This is a genomic window from Microbacterium sp. NPDC089987, assembly GCF_044748505.1.
Lineage (GTDB): Bacteria > Actinomycetota > Actinomycetes > Actinomycetales > Microbacteriaceae > Microbacterium.
Genome location: NZ_JBIVGE010000001.1, coordinates 559,850 through 580,891, shown reverse-complemented (window position 1 = coordinate 580,891; position 21,042 = coordinate 559,850). Strand labels below are relative to the sequence as shown.

The 21,042-nt window shown below is 70.3% G+C and carries 20 protein-coding genes; 17 read left to right on the top strand and 3 right to left on the bottom strand.

Features of this window, described 5'->3' with window-relative positions:
- Positions 1 to 13: 13 nt before the first annotated feature.
- Positions 14 to 976, bottom strand: a complete 963-nt coding sequence (locus tag ACIPV2_RS02655) for an aldo/keto reductase (RefSeq protein WP_400838129.1) — start codon at positions 974 to 976, stop codon at positions 14 to 16.
- Positions 977 to 1,052: 76 nt separating this feature from the next.
- Here ACIPV2_RS02655 and ACIPV2_RS02650 point away from each other — a divergent pair, with 76 nt between their 5' ends.
- From ACIPV2_RS02650 to ACIPV2_RS02575, 16 genes are all read left to right on the top strand, one after another.
- Positions 1,053 to 1,790: an SDR family NAD(P)-dependent oxidoreductase gene (locus ACIPV2_RS02650; RefSeq protein ID WP_400838126.1), complete on the top strand. Its 738-nt coding sequence runs from the start codon at positions 1,053 to 1,055 to the stop codon at positions 1,788 to 1,790.
- Positions 1,791 to 1,836: 46 nt separating this feature from the next.
- Positions 1,837 to 2,937 carry a zinc-binding dehydrogenase gene (locus ACIPV2_RS02645; protein WP_400838124.1) on the top strand — a complete coding sequence of 367 codons (1,101 nt, stop codon included), beginning with the start codon at positions 1,837 to 1,839 and terminating at the stop codon, positions 2,935 to 2,937.
- Between the two features lie 22 nt (positions 2,938 to 2,959).
- Positions 2,960 to 3,916 (top strand): aldo/keto reductase, encoded by a 957-nt coding sequence (locus ACIPV2_RS02640; protein ID WP_400838121.1) that lies wholly within the window; start codon positions 2,960 to 2,962, stop codon positions 3,914 to 3,916.
- A 47-nt stretch (positions 3,917 to 3,963) separates the two neighbouring features.
- On the top strand, positions 3,964 to 4,959 hold the full coding sequence (locus tag ACIPV2_RS02635) for an alpha/beta hydrolase (RefSeq protein WP_400838118.1): 996 nt from the start codon (positions 3,964 to 3,966) through the stop codon (positions 4,957 to 4,959).
- On the top strand, positions 4,956 to 5,966 hold the full coding sequence (locus ACIPV2_RS02630; protein ID WP_400838115.1) for an alpha/beta hydrolase: 1,011 nt from the start codon (positions 4,956 to 4,958) through the stop codon (positions 5,964 to 5,966). The genes ACIPV2_RS02635 and ACIPV2_RS02630 overlap by 4 nt, the downstream gene beginning before the upstream one ends.
- A 5-nt stretch (positions 5,967 to 5,971) precedes the next feature.
- Entirely contained in the window at positions 5,972 to 7,171 is a 1,200-nt protein-coding gene (locus ACIPV2_RS02625) for a multidrug effflux MFS transporter (RefSeq protein ID WP_400838112.1), read from the top strand.
- A gap of 44 nt (positions 7,172 to 7,215) precedes the next feature.
- Positions 7,216 to 7,809, top strand: a complete 594-nt coding sequence (locus tag ACIPV2_RS02620) for a TetR/AcrR family transcriptional regulator (RefSeq protein WP_400838109.1) — start codon at positions 7,216 to 7,218, stop codon at positions 7,807 to 7,809.
- Positions 7,810 to 7,922: 113 nt separating this feature from the next.
- Complete coding sequence (locus ACIPV2_RS02615; protein ID WP_400838106.1) at positions 7,923 to 9,920, top strand: primary-amine oxidase; 1,998 nt, start codon at positions 7,923 to 7,925, stop codon at positions 9,918 to 9,920.
- Between the two features lie 59 nt (positions 9,921 to 9,979).
- The gene (locus ACIPV2_RS02610) at positions 9,980 to 10,930 is read left to right on the top strand and encodes a helix-turn-helix domain-containing protein (protein ID WP_400838103.1); all 951 of its coding nucleotides are present in this window, start codon (positions 9,980 to 9,982) and stop codon (positions 10,928 to 10,930) included.
- Positions 10,931 to 11,113: 183 nt separating this feature from the next.
- On the top strand, positions 11,114 to 11,902 hold the full coding sequence (locus ACIPV2_RS02605) for a MoaF C-terminal domain-containing protein (protein WP_400838100.1): 789 nt from the start codon (positions 11,114 to 11,116) through the stop codon (positions 11,900 to 11,902).
- Positions 11,903 to 11,982: 80 nt separating this feature from the next.
- Positions 11,983 to 12,372 carry a nuclear transport factor 2 family protein gene (locus ACIPV2_RS02600; protein ID WP_400838097.1) on the top strand — a complete coding sequence of 130 codons (390 nt, stop codon included), beginning with the start codon at positions 11,983 to 11,985 and terminating at the stop codon, positions 12,370 to 12,372.
- Positions 12,373 to 12,403: 31 nt separating this feature from the next.
- Positions 12,404 to 13,570: an ABC transporter substrate-binding protein gene (locus ACIPV2_RS02595; protein ID WP_400838094.1), complete on the top strand. Its 1,167-nt coding sequence runs from the start codon at positions 12,404 to 12,406 to the stop codon at positions 13,568 to 13,570.
- Between the two features lie 86 nt (positions 13,571 to 13,656).
- Entirely contained in the window at positions 13,657 to 14,517 is an 861-nt protein-coding gene (locus ACIPV2_RS02590) for a branched-chain amino acid ABC transporter permease (RefSeq protein WP_400838091.1), read from the top strand.
- A complete protein-coding gene (locus tag ACIPV2_RS02585; protein WP_400838088.1) occupies positions 14,504 to 16,291 on the top strand; it encodes an ATP-binding cassette domain-containing protein in 1,788 nt (595 codons plus the stop codon). The genes ACIPV2_RS02590 and ACIPV2_RS02585 overlap by 14 nt, the downstream gene beginning before the upstream one ends.
- Entirely contained in the window at positions 16,288 to 16,980 is a 693-nt protein-coding gene (locus ACIPV2_RS02580) for an ABC transporter ATP-binding protein (RefSeq protein WP_400838085.1), read from the top strand. Before ACIPV2_RS02585 ends, ACIPV2_RS02580 begins: the two co-directional genes overlap by 4 nt.
- 66 nt (positions 16,981 to 17,046) lie before the next feature.
- Positions 17,047 to 17,697 (top strand): HAD-IA family hydrolase, encoded by a 651-nt coding sequence (locus ACIPV2_RS02575; protein ID WP_400838082.1) that lies wholly within the window; start codon positions 17,047 to 17,049, stop codon positions 17,695 to 17,697.
- 51 nt (positions 17,698 to 17,748) lie between these two features.
- On the opposite strand, the gene ACIPV2_RS02570 is transcribed toward ACIPV2_RS02575, so the two are convergent.
- Both ACIPV2_RS02570 and ACIPV2_RS02565 read right to left on the bottom strand, forming a co-directional pair.
- Positions 17,749 to 18,564, bottom strand: coding sequence for an SDR family NAD(P)-dependent oxidoreductase (locus tag ACIPV2_RS02570; RefSeq protein ID WP_400838079.1), 816 nt, complete (start codon positions 18,562 to 18,564; stop codon positions 17,749 to 17,751).
- Between the two features lie 33 nt (positions 18,565 to 18,597).
- Positions 18,598 to 19,446: an SDR family NAD(P)-dependent oxidoreductase gene (locus ACIPV2_RS02565; protein ID WP_400838076.1), complete on the bottom strand. Its 849-nt coding sequence runs from the start codon at positions 19,444 to 19,446 to the stop codon at positions 18,598 to 18,600.
- Positions 19,447 to 19,592: 146 nt separating this feature from the next.
- On the opposite strand from ACIPV2_RS02565, the gene ACIPV2_RS02560 reads away from it, so the two are divergent.
- Positions 19,593 to 21,041, top strand: coding sequence for an APC family permease (locus tag ACIPV2_RS02560; protein ID WP_400838073.1), 1,449 nt, complete (start codon positions 19,593 to 19,595; stop codon positions 21,039 to 21,041).
- Position 21,042 lies beyond the last annotated feature (1 nt).

The following is a 21,042-nucleotide window of genomic DNA, read 5'->3' as shown; positions in this document are numbered from 1 at the left end:
GTCGCAGCGCGCGTCACCACGCTCCGTCGGCGCGCACGCCGCGGTCCACCTGCAGGTGCGACAGGGCATCCCGCACCTCCGCGCCGCGCTCGCGCGCCAGAGCGAGCCCGGCGTGATTCTGCTCGAGCTGGCTGATCCGCGAGGCACCGAAGAGCACGTTCGAGACCGCCGGGTTCGCCAGACAGAACGCCACGCCGAGGGCCGCCGGACTGACCGCGAACCGCTCCGCGATGCGCTGCACCTCGGGGTAGATCGCGGCGATCTGCTCGCGGATCCCCCCGACGTCCGCGCCGATCTTGCGCTCGGGCACGAGTCGGCCGGCGAGGATGCCGCCCTCGAAGACATCGGATGCCTGCAGCGAAAGGCTGCCGTCGTCGAACAGCGGCCCGTACGCCTCTCCCTCCGCCATCGCGCGACGGGCGATGCCGTACTTCAGCTGCGCGAACCTCGGGGCAGCCAGCCCCTCCTGCGCGGCCACGTCGAGAGCCTGCCGGGTGTGCTCGATGCGCCAGTTGTTGATGCCCCACGCGTCGACGAGTCCATCGGCGATCAGGGCATCCACCTCTGCGACGAGGGCCGGCACATCGGGGGCAGTCATGTAGTCGCCCACCACGAGCACGTCGAACCTGTCGAGCTGCGCGCGCTGCAGGCTCTCCTCCAGCTGCGCGCGGAACGACACGTTGGGCCAGTCCCACAGCCACAGCTTCCCGCACAGCACGACGTCGCCACGCGGCACGCCGCTGTCGCGCAGCGCCTGCCCGAACAGGATGTCGGTGCGCGAGTTCTCGGCATGCGGACCCATGTTGTAGTAGGCGACGTCGAAGAAGCCGGCCTCGAGCTCGACAGCTCGGCGGATCATTGCCACCGCCTCGTCGGCGCCCATCCGATCCCAGGTGTTCCACGACCCGAGGGCGAGGGGCGGGACGGCAGGACCACCCTCGTAGAGCGGACGGCGGGACTGTGTCGACGATGACATGACGGCTCCTTGGGCTGCAGTTGCGTTTTTCTATGTTTGTAGAATATAACGGACTCATCCGTCAGAGAGGACGATCATGACCCACCCCTCCCCCCGTCGCATCCTGGTCACCGGAGGCGCCTCAGGTCTCGGCCGCGGCATCGCCGCCGCCTTCCGCGCCCACGGCGACGATGTCTGGATCGCAGACGTCGATCTCGCCGCAGCCGAACGCGTCGCCGCCGAGATCGGCGCTCGCGCGCTCCGGCTCGACATCTCCGACGAGACCTCGGTGCTCGCAGCGGCCGAGTCCGTCCGAGCCGACGGCGGGCTCGACGTCCTGGTCAATAACGCCGGTGTCGTCGCCGGTGGCGGCACCCTGCAGCAGGTCGAGGTGGATGCCGTCGATTCGGCGCTGCGCGTGAACGTGCGCGGCACATTCCTCATGCTCCGGGTGTTCGGCGGGATGCTCGCCGAACAGGGCCACGGCAGCATCGTGAACATCTCGTCCATCGGCGCACGCCAGCCCACCCCCGGCCTCGGTCACTACGAGGCGACGAAGGCCGCTGTCGACGCGCTGACGCGGACGGCCGCCATCGAGCTCGCCGCCAGCGGCATCCGGGTCAACGCCGTCGCACCTGGCCCCGTGCTCACCCCCCTCACCGCGGGCTTCGCCTCCGACCCGCAGGCCCGCGCGGCCTGGGAGGCGCGCATCCCGCTCGGGTCGATCGCCGAGGTCGACCAGGTCGCGCCGCTCGTGCTCTTCCTCGCCGGAGATGCGGCCAGCCATATCACCGGCACGAGCGTCCCCGTCGACGGCGGCCAGCTGCTCGTCTGATCATCGCTCACCCCGGCTCTTCCGCATTTCAGCTCAAGGACACACTGTGACTCTGCCCTCCTCCACCCGCGCCGCCGTCCTCACCGAGCACGGCGCCCCGCTCACCCTGCAGGATCTCCCTCTGCCCGACGCCGTCGAGCCGGGCGCCGCGCTCGTGCGCATCGTCTGCTCGACACTGTGCGGCACCGACATCGAGATCTGGGAGGGCCGCATGACCTTCCCCGGCATGCTGCCCATGGTCCTCGGCCACGAGATGGTCGGCGAGATCGTCGCTCTCGGCGAGGGGACGACGGATGCACTCGGCCGCGCGCTCTCGCTCGGAGACCGGATCGGCTGGTCGGAGTCGACCTGCGGCTCCTGCTACGGCTGCGTCGTGCTGCGCGAGCCGGTCGCCTGCTCGCGGCGCGGCTACGGCTTCCTGCAGCGCGCGGACGTGCCGCCGTACGCCACGGCCGGCCTGTCCGAGTACGCCTACGTGACTCCGGGCGCCGCCAAGCTGCTGCTGCCCGAGAACGTCAAGGACACCTGGGCGTCGATGGCCGGCTGCGCGGCGAAGACCGTGCTGCGGGCCTTCGAGCGCGCAGGCCGCATCCGTCCTGGTTCCACGGTGGTGGTGCAGGGCTCGGGCGCGCTCGGCATCTTCGCCACCGCCGTCGCCTCCATCGCCGGCGCGGGGCGCGTGATCACCGTGGGCGCTCCCGCTGAGCGCCTCGAGCTCGCCACCCGTTTCGGCGCCGATCAGGTCGTCGACTTCCGCGAGGGGCCCGTAGCCGAGCAGGTGCTCGCCCTCACCGACGGACGGGGCGCCGACGTGGTCTTCGACTTCGCCGGGGCGCCGAGCGTCGGTCCGGATGCCGTCGCGATGGCCGCGCAGCGCGGCACGGTCGTCATCGTCGGCTCGACCGGCCCGCAGGGCGACGGGTTCGCGCTCAGCGCTGTGATGGGCAAGGAGCTGACCCTGGTCGGCTCGCTCAACGGCGACATCTCCGACTACGCGCGGGCCATCGAGTTCTTCGAGGCCTTCGGCAGCCGCTTCCCGTGGGACGACCTGTTCAGCCAGCCGGTCGGTCTCGCCGAGGCGAGCGACAAGATCACGCACATGCACCGCCTCGACGAAGTCAAGGCCGTCATCGATCCGCGGCTCTGACGCGGGACGGAGAGGAAGACCAATGAGCACCATCCCCCACCGCCGGATCGGCACCAGCGAGCTGCACACCTCGCTGTTCTCGCTGGGCTCGTGGCACACCTATGACCGGATGGACTTCGCCGACGCGGTCACCATGCTCCGCGAGGCGATCGACCGCGGCGTCAATCTGTTCGACGTCGGGGTGTACACCGGGCCCGGCATGCCGCCGGCGTTCACGGACGTCATCTTCTCGGCCATGGTGCGCGCGGCTGGGCTCCGCCGTGACGAGTGGCTGCTGTCGTCGAAGCTCTGGCTGGAGGCCTACGGCCCGGGCGGCTTCCGCCCTCAGCTCGAGCAGGCGCTCATGCGGGTCGGCGTCGAGCACGCGGACCTCGTGATCCTCGGCGACCTCCGTCGCGACGACCTCGAGCTGCGCGATCTCGTGCTCGACCTCGACTCGCTGCACCGCGCGGGCCTGATCCGCGCCTGGGGCGTGAACAACTGGTCAGCCACGAGCATCCAGCAGCTCATCGACATCGCCGCTGCCGAAGGCGTGGCGGGCCCGCAGATCGCGCAGCTGAAGTACAGCGTCGCGCGTCGCTCCATCCCCGACGGCGAGCCGTTCGCCCGTCTGTGGCAGCAGGGACTGACGCTGCAGGCATCCGACTGCCTGGAGGGCGGAGTGCTGGCCGGCAAGATCGCCGGCGACCGCCAGATCGGCCGCGATCCCGGTGACATCCGCCAGCGCATCATCGACGACGTCCCGGCGTTCACACGCCTCGCCGACGATCTGGGCACGACCCCTGCGCAGCTGGGCATCGCCTTCACGCTCACCCACCCCGCGCTCGCGACGACGCTCTTCGGCGCCTCCAGCAGCACGCAGCTGCACGCCAACCTCGACGCCGCCGAGATCGTCGACCGCGTCGGCGCCGAGCAGCTGCGGTCGATGGTGACCCCGTTCTGGGCTGACCGCGACGCGGTCGATCCTGAAGGCCCCTGACCTCGATCGCCTCGCGATCACCCCGCTTCAGTCAAGGAGAAGAGCTCATGACCACTGCCGCCACCGGGCGTCCCGCCCTGCCGCCGGTGCCCTTCGACCCGGAGGTGCAGGCCGTCCTCGACGAGATGGCCCGCAATCCTCAGCCGGCGCTGACCCGACAGACCCTGCCTCGTGACGGTGTCGACCGGATGTTCCCCGACAACGACGCCGTGATCGGCGATCGCGACATCGACTGGGTCGACCGGCTCATCCCCGGCCCCGCCGGCGCACCCGACGTGGAGATCACGATCTTCCGGCCGAGCGGACGCAGCGCAGAGCGACTGCCGGCCTTCGTGAACATCCACGGCGGCGGGATGATCGTCGGCCACCGCACCTGGGAGACCGGCCGCGTCGTCGACATCGTCGCCGAGCACGGCGTCGTCGGGGTCAACGTCGAGTACCGCCTCGCACCGGAGGACCCCTACCCGGCCGGCGTCGAGGACTGCTACGCCGCCTTCGCCTGGGTGGCCGAGAACGCGGCGGAGCTGGGCATCGACCCCGACCGGATCATCCTGGGCGGCGGCAGCGCCGGCGGCGGACTCACCGCCGCTGTCGCGCTGATGGCTCGCGACCGCGGGGGTCCTGTCATGCGCGGGCAGCTGCTGCTCTGCCCGATGATCGACAACACCAACACCACCCCTGCCGCCCTGCAGTACGACGGCATCGGCACCTGGCAGCGCGAGATGAACCTGCTGGCGTGGTCGTGCGTGCTCGGCGACGAGCTGGCGTACAGCGCCGAGGCGCCCGCGTACGCTGCGCCCTCGCGGGCGGAGGACCTGTCTGGTCTGCCGCCGGCGTTCATCGAGGTCGGCGAAGCCGAGATGTTCCGCGATGAGGACACCGAGTACGCGATGCGGATCTGGGCGACCGGTGGCCAGGCCGAGCTGCACGTCTGGGGCGGTGGCGCCCACGGCTTCGACATGTACATGCCCGAGGCCGAGATCACGCGCGCCGCGCTGGCCGCACGCTCGTCGTGGCTGCGCCGGATGTGGACTGTGCGATGACGCGCTCCCCCGAATCACATGCGCCGGCGTCGTACGCGCCGGTGCCCTACGACCCGGAGCTGGTCGACGGGCTGGACGCGTTCCTGCGGCTCGTCGAGATCATCCCCCTGCGCAAGGACACGATCCACGCGAATCGCGCGCACTTCGCCTCGATCATCCCGCCGATGTCAGTTCAGGCGGCCGGGCGAGAGGTGGCCTGGGAGGATCGGGCCATCCCCGGCCCGGCCGGCGCTCCCGACGTGGAGATCACCATCGTGCGCCCTCGGGTGGCGCGCTCCGAGCCGGCGCCGGCGGTGCTGTCGATTCACGGCGGCGGCATGGTGCTCGGCACGCGCTTCTTCGGCACGGCCGAGCTCATCGATCTCGCCGAGCGGCACGGCATCGTCAGTGTGGCGGTGGAGTACCGGCTCGCGCCCGAGCATCCCGGCCCTGCCCAGGCGGAGGACTGCTATGCCGCACTGGTCTGGATGGCTGAGCACGCCGATGAGCTGGGCATCGACCCGCAGCGCATCATCGCCTCGGGGATGAGCGCCGGCGGCGGCCTGTCGGCGGCGGTCGCGCTGATGACGCGCGACCGCGGCGGTCCGCGCCTGGCCGGCCAGCTGCTCGGTTGCCCGATGCTGGATGACCGCAACGAGACGGTGTCCGCTCGGCAGTACGACGGCTTCGGCGCATGGGATCGCAACAACAACGACACGGCGTGGGATGCCATCGCCGGAGCCGACCGCTTCAGCGACCGCGTCTCGCCTTACACGGCTCCGGCCAGGGCATCCGATCTCTCGGGACTCGCGCCGGCGTTCATCGAGGTGGGCGCCGCTGAGACGTTCCGTGACGAGGCCGTCGACTACGCGTCGCGCATCTGGCGCACGGGAGGGCAGGCGGAGCTGCACGTCTGGGCGGGGGGCTACCACGGCTTCAACGGGTTCTCGCCGGACGCCGTCGTGTCCCGCGCGGCGAACGCGGCCAGGGAGAGCTGGCTGCGCCGCGTTCTCTCGCTCGGATCATGACGACGGTGGCGACACCGCGCGTGGCGCGCATGGGCACCCTGCGCGCCATGCTCGTGCTCGGGATGCTCGAGGCCTTCGGGCCGCTGTCGATGGACCTGTATCTGCCGCTGCTGCCCGACCTGGCGGCGTCACTGGGCACGTCCGAGGCGCTGGGCCAGGCGACCATGTCCGCCTGCATGATCGGCCTCGGCGCGGGTCAGCTCATCGCCGGGCCCCTCAGCGACCGCTTCGGACGACGACGACCGCTCATCATCGGCGTGGCGGCATTCACGGTGCTGTCGATGCTCTGCGCGCTGGCTCCGAGCATCGAGCTGCTGCTCGTGGCTCGCTTCCTGCAGGGACTGGCCGGCTCCGCCGGCATCGTGATCTGCCTGGCGGTGGCGCGCGACCAGTTCGAGGGCATCGAGCTCTCGCGGATGCTCTCGCTGCTGTTCCTCGTGTCGGGCACGGCACCGGTGATCGCGCCGGTCGTCGGCGGTCAGCTCGCGCGCATGATGGACTGGCGCGGCGTGTTCTGGGTGCTCGGCGGCATCGGCGTGGCCCTGTTCGTCGTCGTGCTGACGGCCCTGCCCGAGACGCTCCACCCGGAGGACCGGCATCGCGGCGGGCTGCGCATCTTCGGCGCGCATGCGACGGCCGTGATGCGGGACCGGCTGTTCGTCGCCGTGCTCGCCACCGGAGCCGCCGGAGGCGTCGCCTTCTTCACCTACCTCTCCCTGTCGCCGTTCGTGCTGCAGGACCGCTACGGGCTGACGCCGCAGGGGTTCAGCATCGCCTTCGCCCTGGGCGCGGTTGCGAGCATCGTCGGCAGTCAGACCAGCCGGCTCATCGTGCGACGCTGGGGTCCGCTGCGGGTGTACCTCATCGGTGTCACGGCGACCGTGCTCGCCACCGGCGTGCTGCTCGCGGTGGCGCTCTCCGGCGCGGGAGCATCGGCGGTGATCGGCGCCCTGGTCGGGTTCATGCTGTGCGCAGGACTCGGCGGCCCGAACGGCCAGACGCTCGCACTGACCCATCACGGCACGCGGGCGGGCACGGCATCCGCCCTGATCGGCATGTCGACCTTCCTGTTCGGTCCGCTGCTGTCCCCCGCGGCCGCCGCAATCGGCGGAGCGACGGCCCTGACGATGGGTGTGACGATGACGACGGCAGCGGTGATCGCCGCCCTGATCGCGTGGACAGCCGTGCGCCGGTACGCGCACTGAGCACGGAGCCTCTGCGCCCTGGCGGCGCATGCGAGGATGGCGGCATGCCCCGCGTCGTCGATCACGATGAACGGCGTCGCACGATCGCGAACGCCCTGCTCGCCGTCGCCGCCAGAGACGGCCACGCGAGCGTGACCTCGCGCGCCGTGGCAGCCGAGGCGGGGATGGCCACCGGTGCGCTGTGGCACTACTTCGGCGGGTTCGATGAGGTCGTGCGCGCCGCGGCCACCGAGGTCACCAGACGCACCGACGAGCGCATCCGCGCCGCCTCGGCCGGCCGCCGGGGGCTCGCGAAGGTGCGCGCCGCCATGGGCGAGGTGCTGCCGCTGACGCCGGAATCGCGTATCGAGGCGTCGGTCGTGGTCGGGTTCTGGGGGCGCCTCGCATCACACGAGCCCGAACCGGATGCCGGAGCGCCGACGCTGGCACTGTGGCAGGACGTGCTGGCCGAGGGGCTCGATGAGGCGATCGCCGCGGGCGAGCTGCGCGCCGACACCCCAGCGGACGACGTGCTCGCTCTGCTGCGGGCGATCGCGTACGGCCAGCAGGTCGTGCAGGTGACGACCCCCGAAGGCGCCGCACGCCACCGCCGGGTGCTGGAGAGCGCCATCAGCCCGTGGCGCGCCGCAGCATCGTGAGGCTCTGCCAGGGCTTTCCGCCGTCGTCGCGCTGACGTCTTGCCTCTGACATCCGTTCGGCCTATCATCGCCGTATCCGTTTTATTGAGCGTTCGCTCGAAATAGTGAGGTCGATGATGTCCCACCCCGCACCCCTGACGCTGATCGAGGCGCCGCACGCGCTCGCCGGTCACCCGCTCGATCCCCTGCGACCCGACGAGATCGCCGCCGCGCGCAGCATCCTCGCCGAGGCGGGGCTGATGGGCGAGAACGTGCGGGTGCCCATGCTGCTTCCGAACGAGGCGACGAAGGCCGAGCTCGTCGGCTGGAACCCCGGGTCCCCCATCGACCGCCGCGTGGAGGCGACGCTGCTCGACGTCACGACGGGCATCGCGACCGAGGTCGTCGTGTCGGTGACCCGCGGCGAGGTGCTCTCGGCCGAGCGGGTGCCCAACGACCGCCCGCCCTACGGGCAGCCGCAGTACCTCTTCGAGGAGTACGAGCGCGCCGAGGCCATCGCGAAGGCGTCGCCGGAGTGGCAGACCGCGATGCGCCGCCGGGGACTCGGCGACAGCATCGATCTCGCCTTCTGCTCGCCGCTCGCCCCCGGATACACCGGTCGCGCCGACGAGGTCGGGCGGCGGGTCATCCGGTCGCTGACCTTCCTGCGCCACGACGAGACCGATTCACCCTGGGCGCATCCCGTCGACGGCCTCATCGTGCACATCGACCTCACCCAGAACCGCGTCATCCGCGTCGAAGACGCAGGAGACGTGCCGGTGCCCGCCGGCCACGGCAACTACTACCCCGAGGTGCAGGGCGCCGCCCGCACGTCCCTCAAGCCGATCGAGATCATCCAGCCCGAGGGCCCGAGCTTCACCGTGAGCGGCTCGCTGGTCGAGTGGGAGAACTGGACGATGCGCGTCGGTTTCAACGCCCGCGAGGGTCTGGTGCTGCATGACGTGTCCTTCGACGGCCGTTCGGTGCTCAGTCGCGCATCGGTGCCCGAGATGGTGGTGCCCTACGGCGACACCGCACCCGGACGGTTCTGGATCAGCTACTTCGACGCCGGTGAGTACCTGCTCGGCAAGAACGCGAACCATCTCGAGCTGGGCTGCGACTGCCTGGGCGTGATCCGCTACCTCGACGGCTACGTCGCCGACGATCACGGGCATCCGGTGCGCATCCCCAACGCCATCTGCATGCACGAGGAGGACTATGGCATCCTCTGGAAGCACACCGATCTGTCGGGCAGGTCGGATGTGCGCCGCTCGCGCCGCTTCGTCATCTCGTACTTCTCGACGATCGGCAACTACGACTACGGCTTCTACTGGCACTTCTACCTCGACGGATCGATCGAGGTGGTCGCGAAGGCCACCGGAGTGGTCTTCGCCGCGGCCGGAGAGCCGGGAGTGCCCCAGCCGCACGCGACCGAGATGGCCCCGGGGGTCTTCGCGCCCGTGCACCAGCATCTGTTCAGCGCACGCCTGGACGTGGCGATCGACGGCGAGGACAACCGCCTCGTCGAGGTCGACGCGCAGCGTGTGCCGATGGGACCGGACAACCCGTTCGGCAACGCCTTCACCTGGTCGGAGACCACGCTGCGCACCGAGACAGAGGCGCAGCGCGAGGCGGATGCCACTGTCGCCCGCGTCTGGGAGGTGCAGAGCGCATCACGCACCAACCACGTCGGCAGGCCGACCGCGTACCGCCTCGTGCCCGAGCCGACCGCCCTCCTGATGGCCGACCCGGCGTCGAGCGTTGCGGCGCGCGCTGCCTTCGCAACCAAGCACCTGTGGGCGACCGCCCACGAAGAGGGCCAGCTGTGGCCGGCGGGACGCTACCCGAACGCCCACCAGGGCGGCAGCGGCCTGCCGGAGTACGCGGCGGGCGACCGGGCTATCGACGGCGAGGACTTCGTGCTGTGGCACACGTTCGGGCTAACGCACTTCCCGCGTCCGGAGGACTGGCCCGTGATGCCGGTCGACTACGCCGGTTTCTGGTTCAAGCCGCACGGCTTCCTCGACCAGAACCCGGCGATGGACGTGCCGGTCGCCTCACAGGCGCATGCGGCGCCGGCCGCGGAGAAGGGCGGATGCGGCGGAGGGGACGCCTGCCGCTGCGGGCACTGATAGCATCGGCCCACGGATCGTATACAACGACGTCGTTCCACATTCCGAGGTGATCTTCCATGCACGCTTCCGTCGGCGCAGAATCGGTCTCCACCCTCGTCGCGCGCAGCATCAGCGATTTCCGCGCGGCCGTGTCGGAGTCGTTCGTCCCGCTTCAGGTCTCGAGCCACGGCCCCGACCACTTCCGAGGGGTCCTTCGCGCGGCATCCGCTGACGAGGTGCACCTCACCGACCTGCGCGCCACGGCGCACGTCGTCGAGCGCACACCCGAGCTCATCGCGCGCGACGACCGATCGTACTTCAAGGTGAGCCTGATGCTGGCGGGCACCGGGATGCTCATCCAGGACGACCGCGAAGCCGTGCTGCGCCCCGGCGACCTGGCCGTGTACGACACCGACCGGCCGTACTCGCTCGTCTTCGATGACGACTTCCGCACCATGGTGGTGATGTTCCCCAAGCATCTGATCAGCCTTCCGCCGAACGTCGTGGGCGAGCTCACCGCGGTGCGCATCTCGGGGCAGGAGGGGCTGGGCAGCATGGTCGTGCCCTACCTCACCCAGCTCGCAGGCAACCTCGATCAGCTGGCTGGCACGACCGGAGTCCGACTCGCACACAGCGCCCTCGACCTGGTCTCGACGGTCTTCACGCGCGAGCTCGGGCTCGACGAGGCGTCCGCCGACCCGCACCGCGCGCTCACGCAGCGCATCCGCGCGTACATAGATCGCAATCTCGCATCCACCGATCTCGGGCCCGCGACCATCGCCTCGGCCCACTTCATCTCCACCCGGCACCTGCACGGGCTGTTCCAGGAGCAGGGTGTGACGGTGTCGACGTGGATCCGCACCCGCCGCCTCGAGCAGTGCCGCCGCGACCTGCTCGACCCCATGCTCGCCGACCGGCCGGTGGCGGCGATCGCCGCCAGGTGGGGTTTCGTCGACGCCGCGCACTTCAGCCGGGCCTTCAAGACCGCGTTCGGCGCGTCGCCCAGCGAGTACCGCGCAGCGCACTGATCGGCGGCGAACCGGGCATCCCGACGCGCTTGCCCTGGAGGGCACGCCCGTTGACTGACGGCGCTGGAAGGCCGCGTGCGTCTTGAGGGGCCGGTGCGGCCGGACGGAGCATGGGCGAAGCGCACCGCGAAGTGGCGGTGCCCGGAGCGATGACGCTCCGTCGCGTGCGACGTCAGGAACCCCATGACCGACATCTCCACCGATCCCGCGCTCGACGAATGGCGCACCTACGACGAGTTCGCCGCGGGCATCGACACCTATCGCCTGCCCAACGCGTCGCTGGCCGGCACGGAGCTCGCGCTCACACTCGACGGCGGGGGCACGCTGTCGCTCTCGTTCGACTCCGCAACGGTCACCTGGTCGGGTCTCGGCGCCGAGGGCACCGATCCCTACGACGCCGTTCCCGTGCGCGACGACATCGTCTTCGTCAACATCCCGCTCGAGAGCCGGGCACGCGAGGCCATCACGATCGTGTACTCGACGACGACGCACCGCGCGACCGTCATTCGCTCCAGCATCGCCGCGCAGGCGGTGGAGGGTACCCCGCAGGTCGGGCAGGAGTTCTGGGCCGCGACGACCGACGCGGGCACGCCGTCCGGCGAGGTCCCCGGCCCCAGCCGCGACCTCATCGGCAAGCGCAACATCTACCGCTACAGCCCGCACCACCTGTACGAGCACGTCTACGTCTCAAGCCAGCGCTACGCGTGGCAGTGCCTGGAGGGCGTGCAGCGCGGCCACGGCGACATGGACCTGTCGACCGTGTGGAAGTTCGCCGACGGCCTCTACCTGTTCTGCTTCCGCGAGTTCCGCATCGCGGTCGCCAGCGTGTGGCTGCACGACCTCGGCTACCAGCTGATGACGACCGGCATCTTCCTCGGCCTGAACGGCGACGGCGACGCCGAGCACTCGCGTGGCGGCGGCCACATCTACCCACTCGGGTCGGTCTCCTACCCGGATGCCCAGCCGGTCTGATCCTTCGACAAGCTCAGGAACCCAGGATCGACAGGCTCAGGAACCCAGGATCGACAGGCTCAGGAACCCAGGAGAGACGAATGACCAACGCAGACATCATCCGCGAGCACTACGCCGCAAGCGACCGGGGCGACCTCGACGGCATGCTCGCACCCCTCGCCGCCGACGTCCGCTGGACGGAAGCGGCAGGCTTCCCCTACGCAGGCACGTATGTCGGCCCGGATGCCGTCGCCGAGAACGTCTTCCAGCGGATCCAGGAGGACTGGGACGACTACACGGTCGCCATCGACGAGGTGGTCGACGGCGGCGACGTCGTCGTCGGCATCGGCACCTACTCCGGCACCCATAAGCAGACCGGGCGCTTCTTCGCCGCCCGCGTCGCACACGTCTGGCGACTGACCGACGGTCGCGTCACCGCGTTCGAGCAGTTCACCGACACCGAGATGGTCAACCGCGCGCTGCGCGCCTAGAGACCTTCGCACCATGAGAGGCAGGAAGTACATGAACAAGCGAGCATCGGGCATCGCGGCCCTCGTCGCCGTGGCCGCCCTCACCCTGGCCGGCTGCTCCGGCTCCGGTGGCGACGGCGGCGAGGGCGCCCCCATCGTCATCGGCTCGGTCAACACCATCAGCGGCCCTGCGACGTTCCCGGAGGCATCGCAGGCCGCCCAAGCGGTCTTCGACGCGTACAACGAGAAGGGCGGTCTCGACGGGCGCAAGATCGAGTACAAGACACTCGACGACAAGGGCGACCCGGCCACGGCGACCGCATCGGCCCGCGAGCTGGTCGGCAGCGACGAGGCGGTCGCACTGGTCGGTTCGGCCAGCCTGATCGAGTGCGAGATCAACGCCAAGTACTACGAGCAGGAGAAGATCCTGTCGATCCCCGGCATCGGGGTCGACACCGGCTGCTTCGACAGCAAGAACATCTCGCCCGCCAACGTCGGCCCGTTCAACGACATGACCCTGACTCTGCAGTACGGGTCGGAGGTGCTGGGCCTCGACGACATCTGCGTGCTGCTCGAGATCGCCGGCTCCACCCGCCCCACGTACCAGGCGGCCATCGACAAGTGGACCGACATCACCGGTAAGGAGCCGCTGTACGTCGACGACACCGTCCCGTACGGCGCATCCGACTACACGCCGTACATCGTCAAGGCGCGCGATCAGGGCTGCAAGGCGCTGGCGATCAACCCCGTCGAACCCGACGCGATCGGTCAGGTCAAGGCGGCCAACGCGCAGGGCTGGGACGACGTGACCTGGCTGTACCTCACCAGCGTGTACAGCGAGAACTTCGCGGACGCGATCGACGACGCCGGTGCCGGCATCTACGTCCCGGCCGAGTTCTACCCGTTCACCGACGAGAACGAGATCAACGCCGACTGGCGCGAGCTGATGGAGAAGAACGACATCCCCCTCACCGCGTTCAGCCAGGGCGGCTATCTCGCCGCGACGTACTTCATCGAGGTTCTCGAGAGCATCGACGGCGACATCACCCGTGAGAGCGTCACAGCAGCGCTTCGCGACATGAAGCCCATCGAGAATCCGATGAGCGGCACCCCGTACGCGTTCGGCGTCGACAACACCGCCGGCTGGCCGATCATCCTCAAGTCCGGCACGAACGCCTGGGAGAAGGTCGCCGAGGACTGGCTCCGCATCGGCGAGTAGCCGCACGCTTCGACAGGCTCAGCGACCCACTGCTGGCGCTGAGCCTGTCGAAGGGCCCCCTCACCCTCGATCAGAAAGGAGCGCCCATGCTGCAGGGCGCCATCGCCGGCCTCGCGGCCGGCGGCCTCTACGCCGTCCTCGGCGTCTGTCTGACACTGATGTCGCGCCTCGTGCGCGTGGTCAATTTCGCCCAGGCCGCGACCGGCATGTTCGGCGGGTTCACCGCAGTGTGGCTCGTGCGGGAGGTCGGGATGCCGATCTGGCTCGGCTCGATCCTCGGCATCCTCTTCGCGGGCGTGCTCGCCGCGCTGATCGGCTGGATAGCCGCGACCTGGCTGTCGGAGGCTTCGACCACCACCCGCTCGGCGATGACGGTGGGCCCGCTGCTGCTGCTGATCTCGCTGTCGTTCATCCTGTTCGGCAACAAGCCCCAGCCGTTCACCCCGATCATCGCCGGTCCGGCGTTCTCTGCGGGCGGCGTCGTGATCAGCCAGGTCACGGTCGCCACCGTGATCATGGCCGTTGTCACGGCAGTGGCGGTGCACATCGTCCTGCGCCGCACCAGGGTCGGCACTCAGCTGCGTGCGCTCTCCGAGCGCCCGACGACCGCCGAGCTGCTCGGCATCCGCTCGCGCCCGCTGTCGATCGCCGTCTGGTTCGTCACCGGCATCATCAGCGCGATCGCGATCATCATCGTCGCCCCCTCCCAGTCGAACGACGCCACGAGCCTGTCGATGCTGATCGTCCCCGCTGCGGCGGCGGCGCTGCTCGGCGGCTTCCGCCGCCTCGACCTCGCCGTGATCGGCGGCCTCGTGCTCGGTGTGCTGGGCGGCCTGGTCGCCCAGATCGACGAGGTCGCGCTGGTGCGCAACTTCCTCCCGTTCCTGTTCATCGTCGTCCTGCTGCTCTGGACGCAGCGCAAGGAGGTGTGGGATGCCGCGCGCTGACCGCCCCCGATTCATCCACAGCAGGCCGTTCGGCCTCGCCTGGCCGTTCGCGTTCGCCGCCGCCGGGATCGGCGTCGGAGCAGTGCTCAGCACTGCCCTGCCCGGCTACTTCGTCTTCCTCGCCATCAGCGCCGTCGTCGCCGCGATCGCCATCCTCGGTCTCGGCGTCGTCACCGGATCCGCCGGGATGATCGCGCTGTGCCAGCTCACCTTCGCGGCGGTCGGCGCGTGGATCGTCTCGCTGCTGAACAAGATGCAGGCCCCCGGCGGGTTCATCGTGTGGCTGGTCGTCGGCGCCGTGGCCGCCGCCCTCGTCGGCGTTCTCGTCGGGCTCCCCGCGCTGCGGCTGCGCGGGGTGAACCTCGCCGTGGTGACGCTCGGCTTCGCGGCCGCCGCTGATGTGACGCTCGTGCAGATCCAGTTCCCCGGGTCTGCCGACGGCACAGCGGTCGAGCGCCCCGAGCTGTTCTCGAACGACCGCGAGTTCTTCTTCCTCTCCGTCATCGTGCTCGCGCTGTGCGCGCTCGGAGTGTTCTTCCTGCAGCGCGGCCGCTGGGGCGCCAGCTGGAAGGCCGTCGCGTTCTCGGAGCGCGGCACCGCGGCGGCCGGGCAGAGCGTGCAGGTGTCGAAGCTCACCGCATTCGCGGTGTCGGCAGCCCTCGCCGGCATCGCAGGCGGCCTGCTGGCAGGTCAGGTGCAGCTGCCGTTCGCCTCGAGCTTCACTCCGCTGCAGTCGCTCGCGCTGTACGTGCTCGCCATCATGTCGGGCGCGCATCTGATCGACATGGCCATCCTCGGCGGCATCCTGTGGGTGCTCGTGCCCGAGCTGCTCAAGCGCTGGGACGTCCCGCAGGACTGGGCGTTCGTCGTCTTCGGCGTGCTCGGGGTGCAGGCGCTGACCAGCGGCACGAACCTGGGCCAGGGCATCCGCAACCTCCTCTGGCGGCGAGCCGATCGCCGCACCCCCACGGCCCGTCTCAGCGACCTGCCCGCGGACGCCGCCGATGCGGCGGTCATCACGACGACCACGACCGCGACCGTCGACGAAGCCGCCCTCGACGGGGCACCCGTGCTCGCCGTCGACGGCCTGACCGTGCAGTTCGGAGCACTCAAGGCGCTCGACGACGTCTCGCTGCAGGTGCCGGCTGCGTCGATCATGGGCCTCATCGGCCCGAACGGCGCAGGCAAGTCGACCTTCGTCGACGCGATCAGCGGGTTCCTCCCCCACCACGGCGGTCGCGTGCTGCTGGGCGATCGGGACCTGGCCGGCCTCTCGCCGACCAGGCGCGCACGGCTCGGCCTTCGGCGCACCTTCCAGCAGGACAGGGTGCCGCCCGCACTCACCGTCGGCGGCTACGTGCGCTTCGTCGCGCGCCGCCGGCTCGCCGCCGCCGACATCGACGAGGTGCTGGACTTCTTCGGATGCCCGCCCGCCCGCGCACGGCTGTCGAGCGTCGACGTCGGCACCCGGCGCCTGGTGGAGGTCGCGGCCAACGTCATCTCCCGACCCCGCCTGCTGATTCTCGACGAACCCGCCGCGGGCCTGTCGCACGACGAGCACCTCGCCCTCGCGGCGCGACTGCGCGAGCTGCCGACCCGCTTCGGCATCGCGCTGATCATCATCGAGCACGACCTCGATCTCGTGCGATCGGTGTGCCCCACGCTCACGGTGCTCGACTTCGGGCGCGTGCTGGCGAGCGGGCCGCAGGCTGAGGTGCTCGCGAACCCCGATGTCGTGAAGGCGTACATGGGAGAGACGGAGCTGCTGAAGTGAGTGAACTCGTCCTCGACGGCGTGACCGTCAGCCGCGGAGCAGGCCCTGTCATCTCCGACGTGTCGCTCACCGTGTCCGGCGGCGAGGTGCTCGCCCTGGTCGGACCGAACGGCGCGGGCAAGACCAGCCTGATCGAATCGATATCTGGCGTGACCGCGCACTCGGCCGGGTCGCTCGCACTCGACGGCGACCCGATCGACCGGCTCTCGCGTGTGGCACGGGCACGACGCGGCATCGTGCACATCGAGCAGGGCCGGGCGGTCTTCCCCTCGCTCACGGTGCGCGAGAACATCTCCCTCACCGCGCGCACCTCGGCCGATATCGACGCGGCCCTCGCGCAGTTCCCGGAGCTCGAGAAGCGCATCGACTCCCCCACCGCGCTGCTGTCCGGCGGCGAGCAGCAGATGGTGGTGCTCGCACGGGCGTTCGCGGCGAAGCCGCGCATCCTGCTCATCGATGAGATGTCACTGGGGCTCGCCCCCGTCGTCTTCATGCGGCTCATGCCGATCGTCAAGTCCATCGCCGACTCCGGCGTCGGAGTGCTGCTGGTGGAGCAGTTCACCCAGCTCGCGCTCGGCTTGGCCAGAGAGGCCGTGGTCGTCGCCGGTGGCCGGGTGTCGTTCCAGGGCACGGCGGAGGCGCTGAGCGCGGATTCGGCTCTGCTGCACCGCGCGTACCTGGGCGGATGAGAGCTCTCGCGATGCCGGGCCGCAGTCCCCGTCATCGGCGCACGCCGCGACAGCTAGCCTGGAGCCATGACCGAGATCGTCCACGCCCGCGCCGTCCTTCTCGACATGGACGGGACGCTCGTCGACTCGACAGCTGTGGTCGAGCGCCTCTGGCTTGCCTGGGCTGAGCCGCACGGCATCGAGCCGGAGCGGGTGCTCAGCGTCGTGCACGGACGGCAGGGGCACCAGAGCATGGCGATCCTGCTGCCCGAGCGCGATCACGAGATCAACCTCGCCGAGAACCAGATGATGCTCGAGAACGAGGCGAACGACGTCGGCGGCGTGATCGCCATCGCGGGTGCGGGCGCCCTGCTCGCGGGCCTGCTCCCCCACCCGCACGCCATCGTGACGTCCGCCGATGTGCGGCTGATGAGCGCCCGGATGGGCGCAGCCCGCCTCACGGTGCCGGAGCTCGCCGTGACGGCCGAGAACGTGACGCGGTCGAAGCCCGATCCGGAGGGCTTCCTGCGCGGCGCGGAGCTGCTCGGCGTCGACCCGGCGGACTGCGTGGTCTTCGAGGACTCCGGCGCCGGCATCCAGGCTGCGCACGCGGCCGGCATGCGCGTCGTCGGCGTCGGCCCGCACGCTGCGACGCACTCGCCCGAGTACCACGTGACCGACCTGACGGCCGTGGCCGTGGTCGCGACCGATGGGGGCTTCGAGCTCCACATCGACTGAGACGCGGCCGGGCCCGCCCCGTCCGGCAGAGGGCCGCGGCCGCTCGCGCCCCTACATCCCCGCGTGATCGAACGCGATCGTGGGAACGTCGACCACGTGCGATCCTCCGTCGGCGACGATGACCGCCCCGGTGATGTACGACGACTCCGCAGACCCGAGGAAGCGCACCACGGACGCGATCTCAGCCGGACGCGCGGGCCGGCGCAGCGGCACATCGGCGGTGACCGTCGCATACGCCTCCTCTCGGGAGGTGAGGCCGGAGTGCGACGCGAACTCGTCCATCTCCTCGTCGGCCATGGGCGTCTGCACCCAGCCCGGGCAGATCGCGTTCACGCGCACGCCGTGCCGGCCGTAGTCGCGGGCGAGGGTGCGCGTGAGCCCGATCAGCGCGTGCTTGCCCACGGTGTACCCGGCCACAGACGGCCCGGCGAACAGGCCGGCGAGAGACGAGACGATCACGATCTGCCCCTTCGCCTCGATGAGCGCCGGCAGCGCCTCGCGGGCCATCGTGAACGCGGTGGTGAGGTTCGCGCGGATCGAGGCCTCCCAGCCGGCGTCATCCGTCTCGCCGACGGGCGAGAAGCCGTGGCCACCGGCGTTCGCGACGAGCACGTCGATGCGCCCGAACCTCGCCAGCACCTCCTCGACCGCCGCCTTCGCCGCCGCCGTGTCTGCGGCATCGGCGACGATCGGATGCGCGCCGACCGCCTTCTCGACTTCCTGCAGCGGCTCGGCTCGGCGCCCGACGACGACGACGTGCGCCCCCTCGGCCGCGTATCGTTCGGCGATCGCCGCGCCGATGCCCGTGCCACCGCCGGTGATGACGACGACGCGTCCTGAGACGGTGGATCCGACTGTGAGTCCCATGTGCTCTCCTGATGGTGTCCGGCGCGTATGCGCTTAGGCGGGGAATCCCGACCGGGCGGTGTACCCGAAGTCGCTGACGAGAGTGGTGGCGTTGATCGCGCGTGATCGCGGCGACACGAGGTAGGCGACGTGCGCGGCCACCTCCGCCGCCGTCTGCACGGGGAACGACGGCACGTCGAGCGCGTCCTCGCCCAGATCGCCGCGGCTCATGGGCGTGTCGACGATCGACGGCGCGACGGTGTTGACCCGGATGCCCGTATCGGCGAGGTCGACGGACAGAGCGCGCGCGAACTGCACGAGCGCGGCCTTGCTGGCGCAGTACGGCACCATGCCTGGCGAGGCAACGAACGCCGAGTCGCTGGAGATCAGCACGACCGACGCCGCGCCCGCAGATCGCAGCGCCGGGAGGGCGTGCCGGAGCACGAGGAACGGCCCGGTCACGTTGACCGCGAACACGGCATCCCACTGCGCGAGCGAGATCTGCTCGATGCCGGAGCCGACCGGTCCTGCCACCCCGGCGCAGCAGACGACCGCGTCGAGCACGGGCAGCGAGCCCACGGCCGCCGCGACCTGCGCCTCGTCGGTCACATCGGCGACGAGCACGGTCGCTGCCGGGCATCCGTCTGCCGCCGCACGAAGCGCGCTCTCGTCTCGGTCGAGCATCGCGACCCGCGCGCCCTCTTCCGCCAGCGAGAGCGCGACGGCGCGGCCGATGCCACTGGCGGCGCCCGTGACGAGCACACGCGCTCCCGCGAGACCGAGGTCCATGCGCGCCTCCCGGACATCGCCTCGGCGCCGGCGGCGCCGCGAGACGGCGGTGTCATCACCGTCATCCTGCTCTGCACTCGGCTCACCGCCGATGGCGCTGGCAGGGCTGTGCACGCTGGCACCATCGTCCTTCGCTCACGGTCAACCGGTCCGCCGCGAAGCCGAGAAGACTCGGCTTGTCGACGATCGTCCACGTCGTCGACGTCGTGCGCACGGACCCTGCCGGGAGCGCGCGGCCGTGACAGAGCGAAGGAGCCGTCGTGGCAGATCAGACAACAGCATCCGCAGAGCGAACCGCGCTGCGCCCTGGCGCTCTCGGCGTCGCCGGGATCGTCTTCCTGGTGCTCGCCGCCGTGGCGCCTCTCACCGGCATCGTCGTCGTGGCGTCCCTCGCGATCGCGCTCGGCAACGGCGGAGGCACCCCGGTGTCGTTCTTCCTCGTGGCGGGCATCCTGCTGCTGTTCGCGGTCGGCTACGCGCAGATGTCCAAGCAGCTGGTGAACGCCGGCGGGTTCTACGCCTTCGTGGTGAAGGGCCTCGGCCGCACCGGCGGACTCATCGCAGGCCTGATCGCCACGCTCGGCTACAACTTCTTCGTGGTCGGCACGATCGGCACCAGCGGCTTCTTCATGCAGACGATCATCCGCGACCTCACCGGGCTCGACGTGCACTGGCTGGCGTGGGGTCTCGCGTCCATCATCGTGTGCTTCGTGCTGGCCAGGATCGGCGTCGACTTCAGCTCGAAGGTGCTGGGCGTCTGCCTCGTGCTCGAGACCCTCATGCTCGTCGTGTTCGACGTGTCGGTGCTCGTGCAGACCGGATTCGACGCCGCCGCGTTCAGCCCGGAACGGGTGTTCTCTGGTTCGCTGCCGATCGGCCTGCTGCTCGCCGCGACCGGCTTCCTCGGCTTCGAGGCGACCGCGCTGTTCAGCGAAGAGGCCAAGCAGCCGCTGCGCACGATCCCCCGCGCCACGTACACGGCCATCATCGCGATCGGCGTGATCCTCGGTGTCACCACGTGGGCCGTGGTCAGCGCGACCGGCGTCGCCAGGGCGCAGGCCACGGCCGTCGAACACCTGCCGACCGGAGACCTGATCTTCACCCTGTCGCAGCAGTATCTGGGCGGACCGCTCACCGTCATGATGATGATCCTGCTGCTGGTGAGCCTCTTCGCCGCCATGCTGGCGTTCCACAACTCAGCGAGCCGCTACCTGTACTCGCTGGGCCGTGCTCGCATCCTCCCGGCCGTGCTGGCGCGCACCCGCACCAACGGCGCCCCGCAGATCGCGGGCGTGGTCCAGGCATCCTTCGCCGCGATCGTCGCCGTCATCTTCGCGATCGCCGGTGCCGACCCGATCGTCACGCTCGTGCCCGCGATGCTCGGATTCGGCACGCTCAGCGTGCTGATCCTGCAGGGCCTCGCGGCCATCTCGATCGTCGTGCATTTCCGGCGCCAGCGCGATCAGCGCTGGTGGAGCACCTTCGTCGCGCCGGGCATCGGCTTCGTCGGCATCGCCGCCATCTCAGGGCTGGCGATCGTGAACTTCGACATCGTCGCCGGCTCGCAGGAACTCGCTATCCGGCTCATGCCGCTGCTGCTCGTTCTCGCCGTGATCTCCGGGATCGCGTACGGCGCCTACCTGAGACGCGCCCGCCCCGAGGTGTACGACGGGCTGGCCACCGACCTCGAACGGTTCAGCACCCGCTGAC

Excerpts from the sequence above, each read along its gene's own strand:
- ACIPV2_RS02605 (WP_400838100.1), top strand. The coding sequence starts at position 11,114 with ATGACCGACATCTCCACCGATCCCGCGCTCGACGAATGGCGCACCTAC.
- ACIPV2_RS02655 (WP_400838129.1), bottom strand. The coding sequence starts at position 976 with ATGTCATCGTCGACACAGTCCCGCCGTCCGCTCTACGAGGGTGGTCCT.
- ACIPV2_RS02595 (WP_400838094.1), top strand. The coding sequence starts at position 12,404 with ATGAACAAGCGAGCATCGGGCATCGCGGCCCTCGTCGCCGTGGCCGCC.
- ACIPV2_RS02590 (WP_400838091.1), top strand. The coding sequence starts at position 13,657 with ATGCTGCAGGGCGCCATCGCCGGCCTCGCGGCCGGCGGCCTCTACGCC.
- ACIPV2_RS02610 (WP_400838103.1), top strand. The coding sequence starts at position 9,980 with ATGCACGCTTCCGTCGGCGCAGAATCGGTCTCCACCCTCGTCGCGCGC.
- ACIPV2_RS02575 (WP_400838082.1), top strand. The coding sequence starts at position 17,047 with ATGACCGAGATCGTCCACGCCCGCGCCGTCCTTCTCGACATGGACGGG.
- ACIPV2_RS02635 (WP_400838118.1), top strand. The coding sequence starts at position 3,964 with ATGACCACTGCCGCCACCGGGCGTCCCGCCCTGCCGCCGGTGCCCTTC.
- ACIPV2_RS02585 (WP_400838088.1), top strand. The coding sequence starts at position 14,504 with ATGCCGCGCGCTGACCGCCCCCGATTCATCCACAGCAGGCCGTTCGGC.
- ACIPV2_RS02630 (WP_400838115.1), top strand. The coding sequence starts at position 4,956 with ATGACGCGCTCCCCCGAATCACATGCGCCGGCGTCGTACGCGCCGGTG.
- ACIPV2_RS02615 (WP_400838106.1), top strand. The coding sequence starts at position 7,923 with ATGATGTCCCACCCCGCACCCCTGACGCTGATCGAGGCGCCGCACGCG.
- ACIPV2_RS02620 (WP_400838109.1), top strand. The coding sequence starts at position 7,216 with ATGCCCCGCGTCGTCGATCACGATGAACGGCGTCGCACGATCGCGAAC.
- ACIPV2_RS02650 (WP_400838126.1), top strand. The coding sequence starts at position 1,053 with ATGACCCACCCCTCCCCCCGTCGCATCCTGGTCACCGGAGGCGCCTCA.
- ACIPV2_RS02570 (WP_400838079.1), bottom strand. The coding sequence starts at position 18,564 with ATGGGACTCACAGTCGGATCCACCGTCTCAGGACGCGTCGTCGTCATC.
- ACIPV2_RS02600 (WP_400838097.1), top strand. The coding sequence starts at position 11,983 with ATGACCAACGCAGACATCATCCGCGAGCACTACGCCGCAAGCGACCGG.
- ACIPV2_RS02640 (WP_400838121.1), top strand. The coding sequence starts at position 2,960 with ATGAGCACCATCCCCCACCGCCGGATCGGCACCAGCGAGCTGCACACC.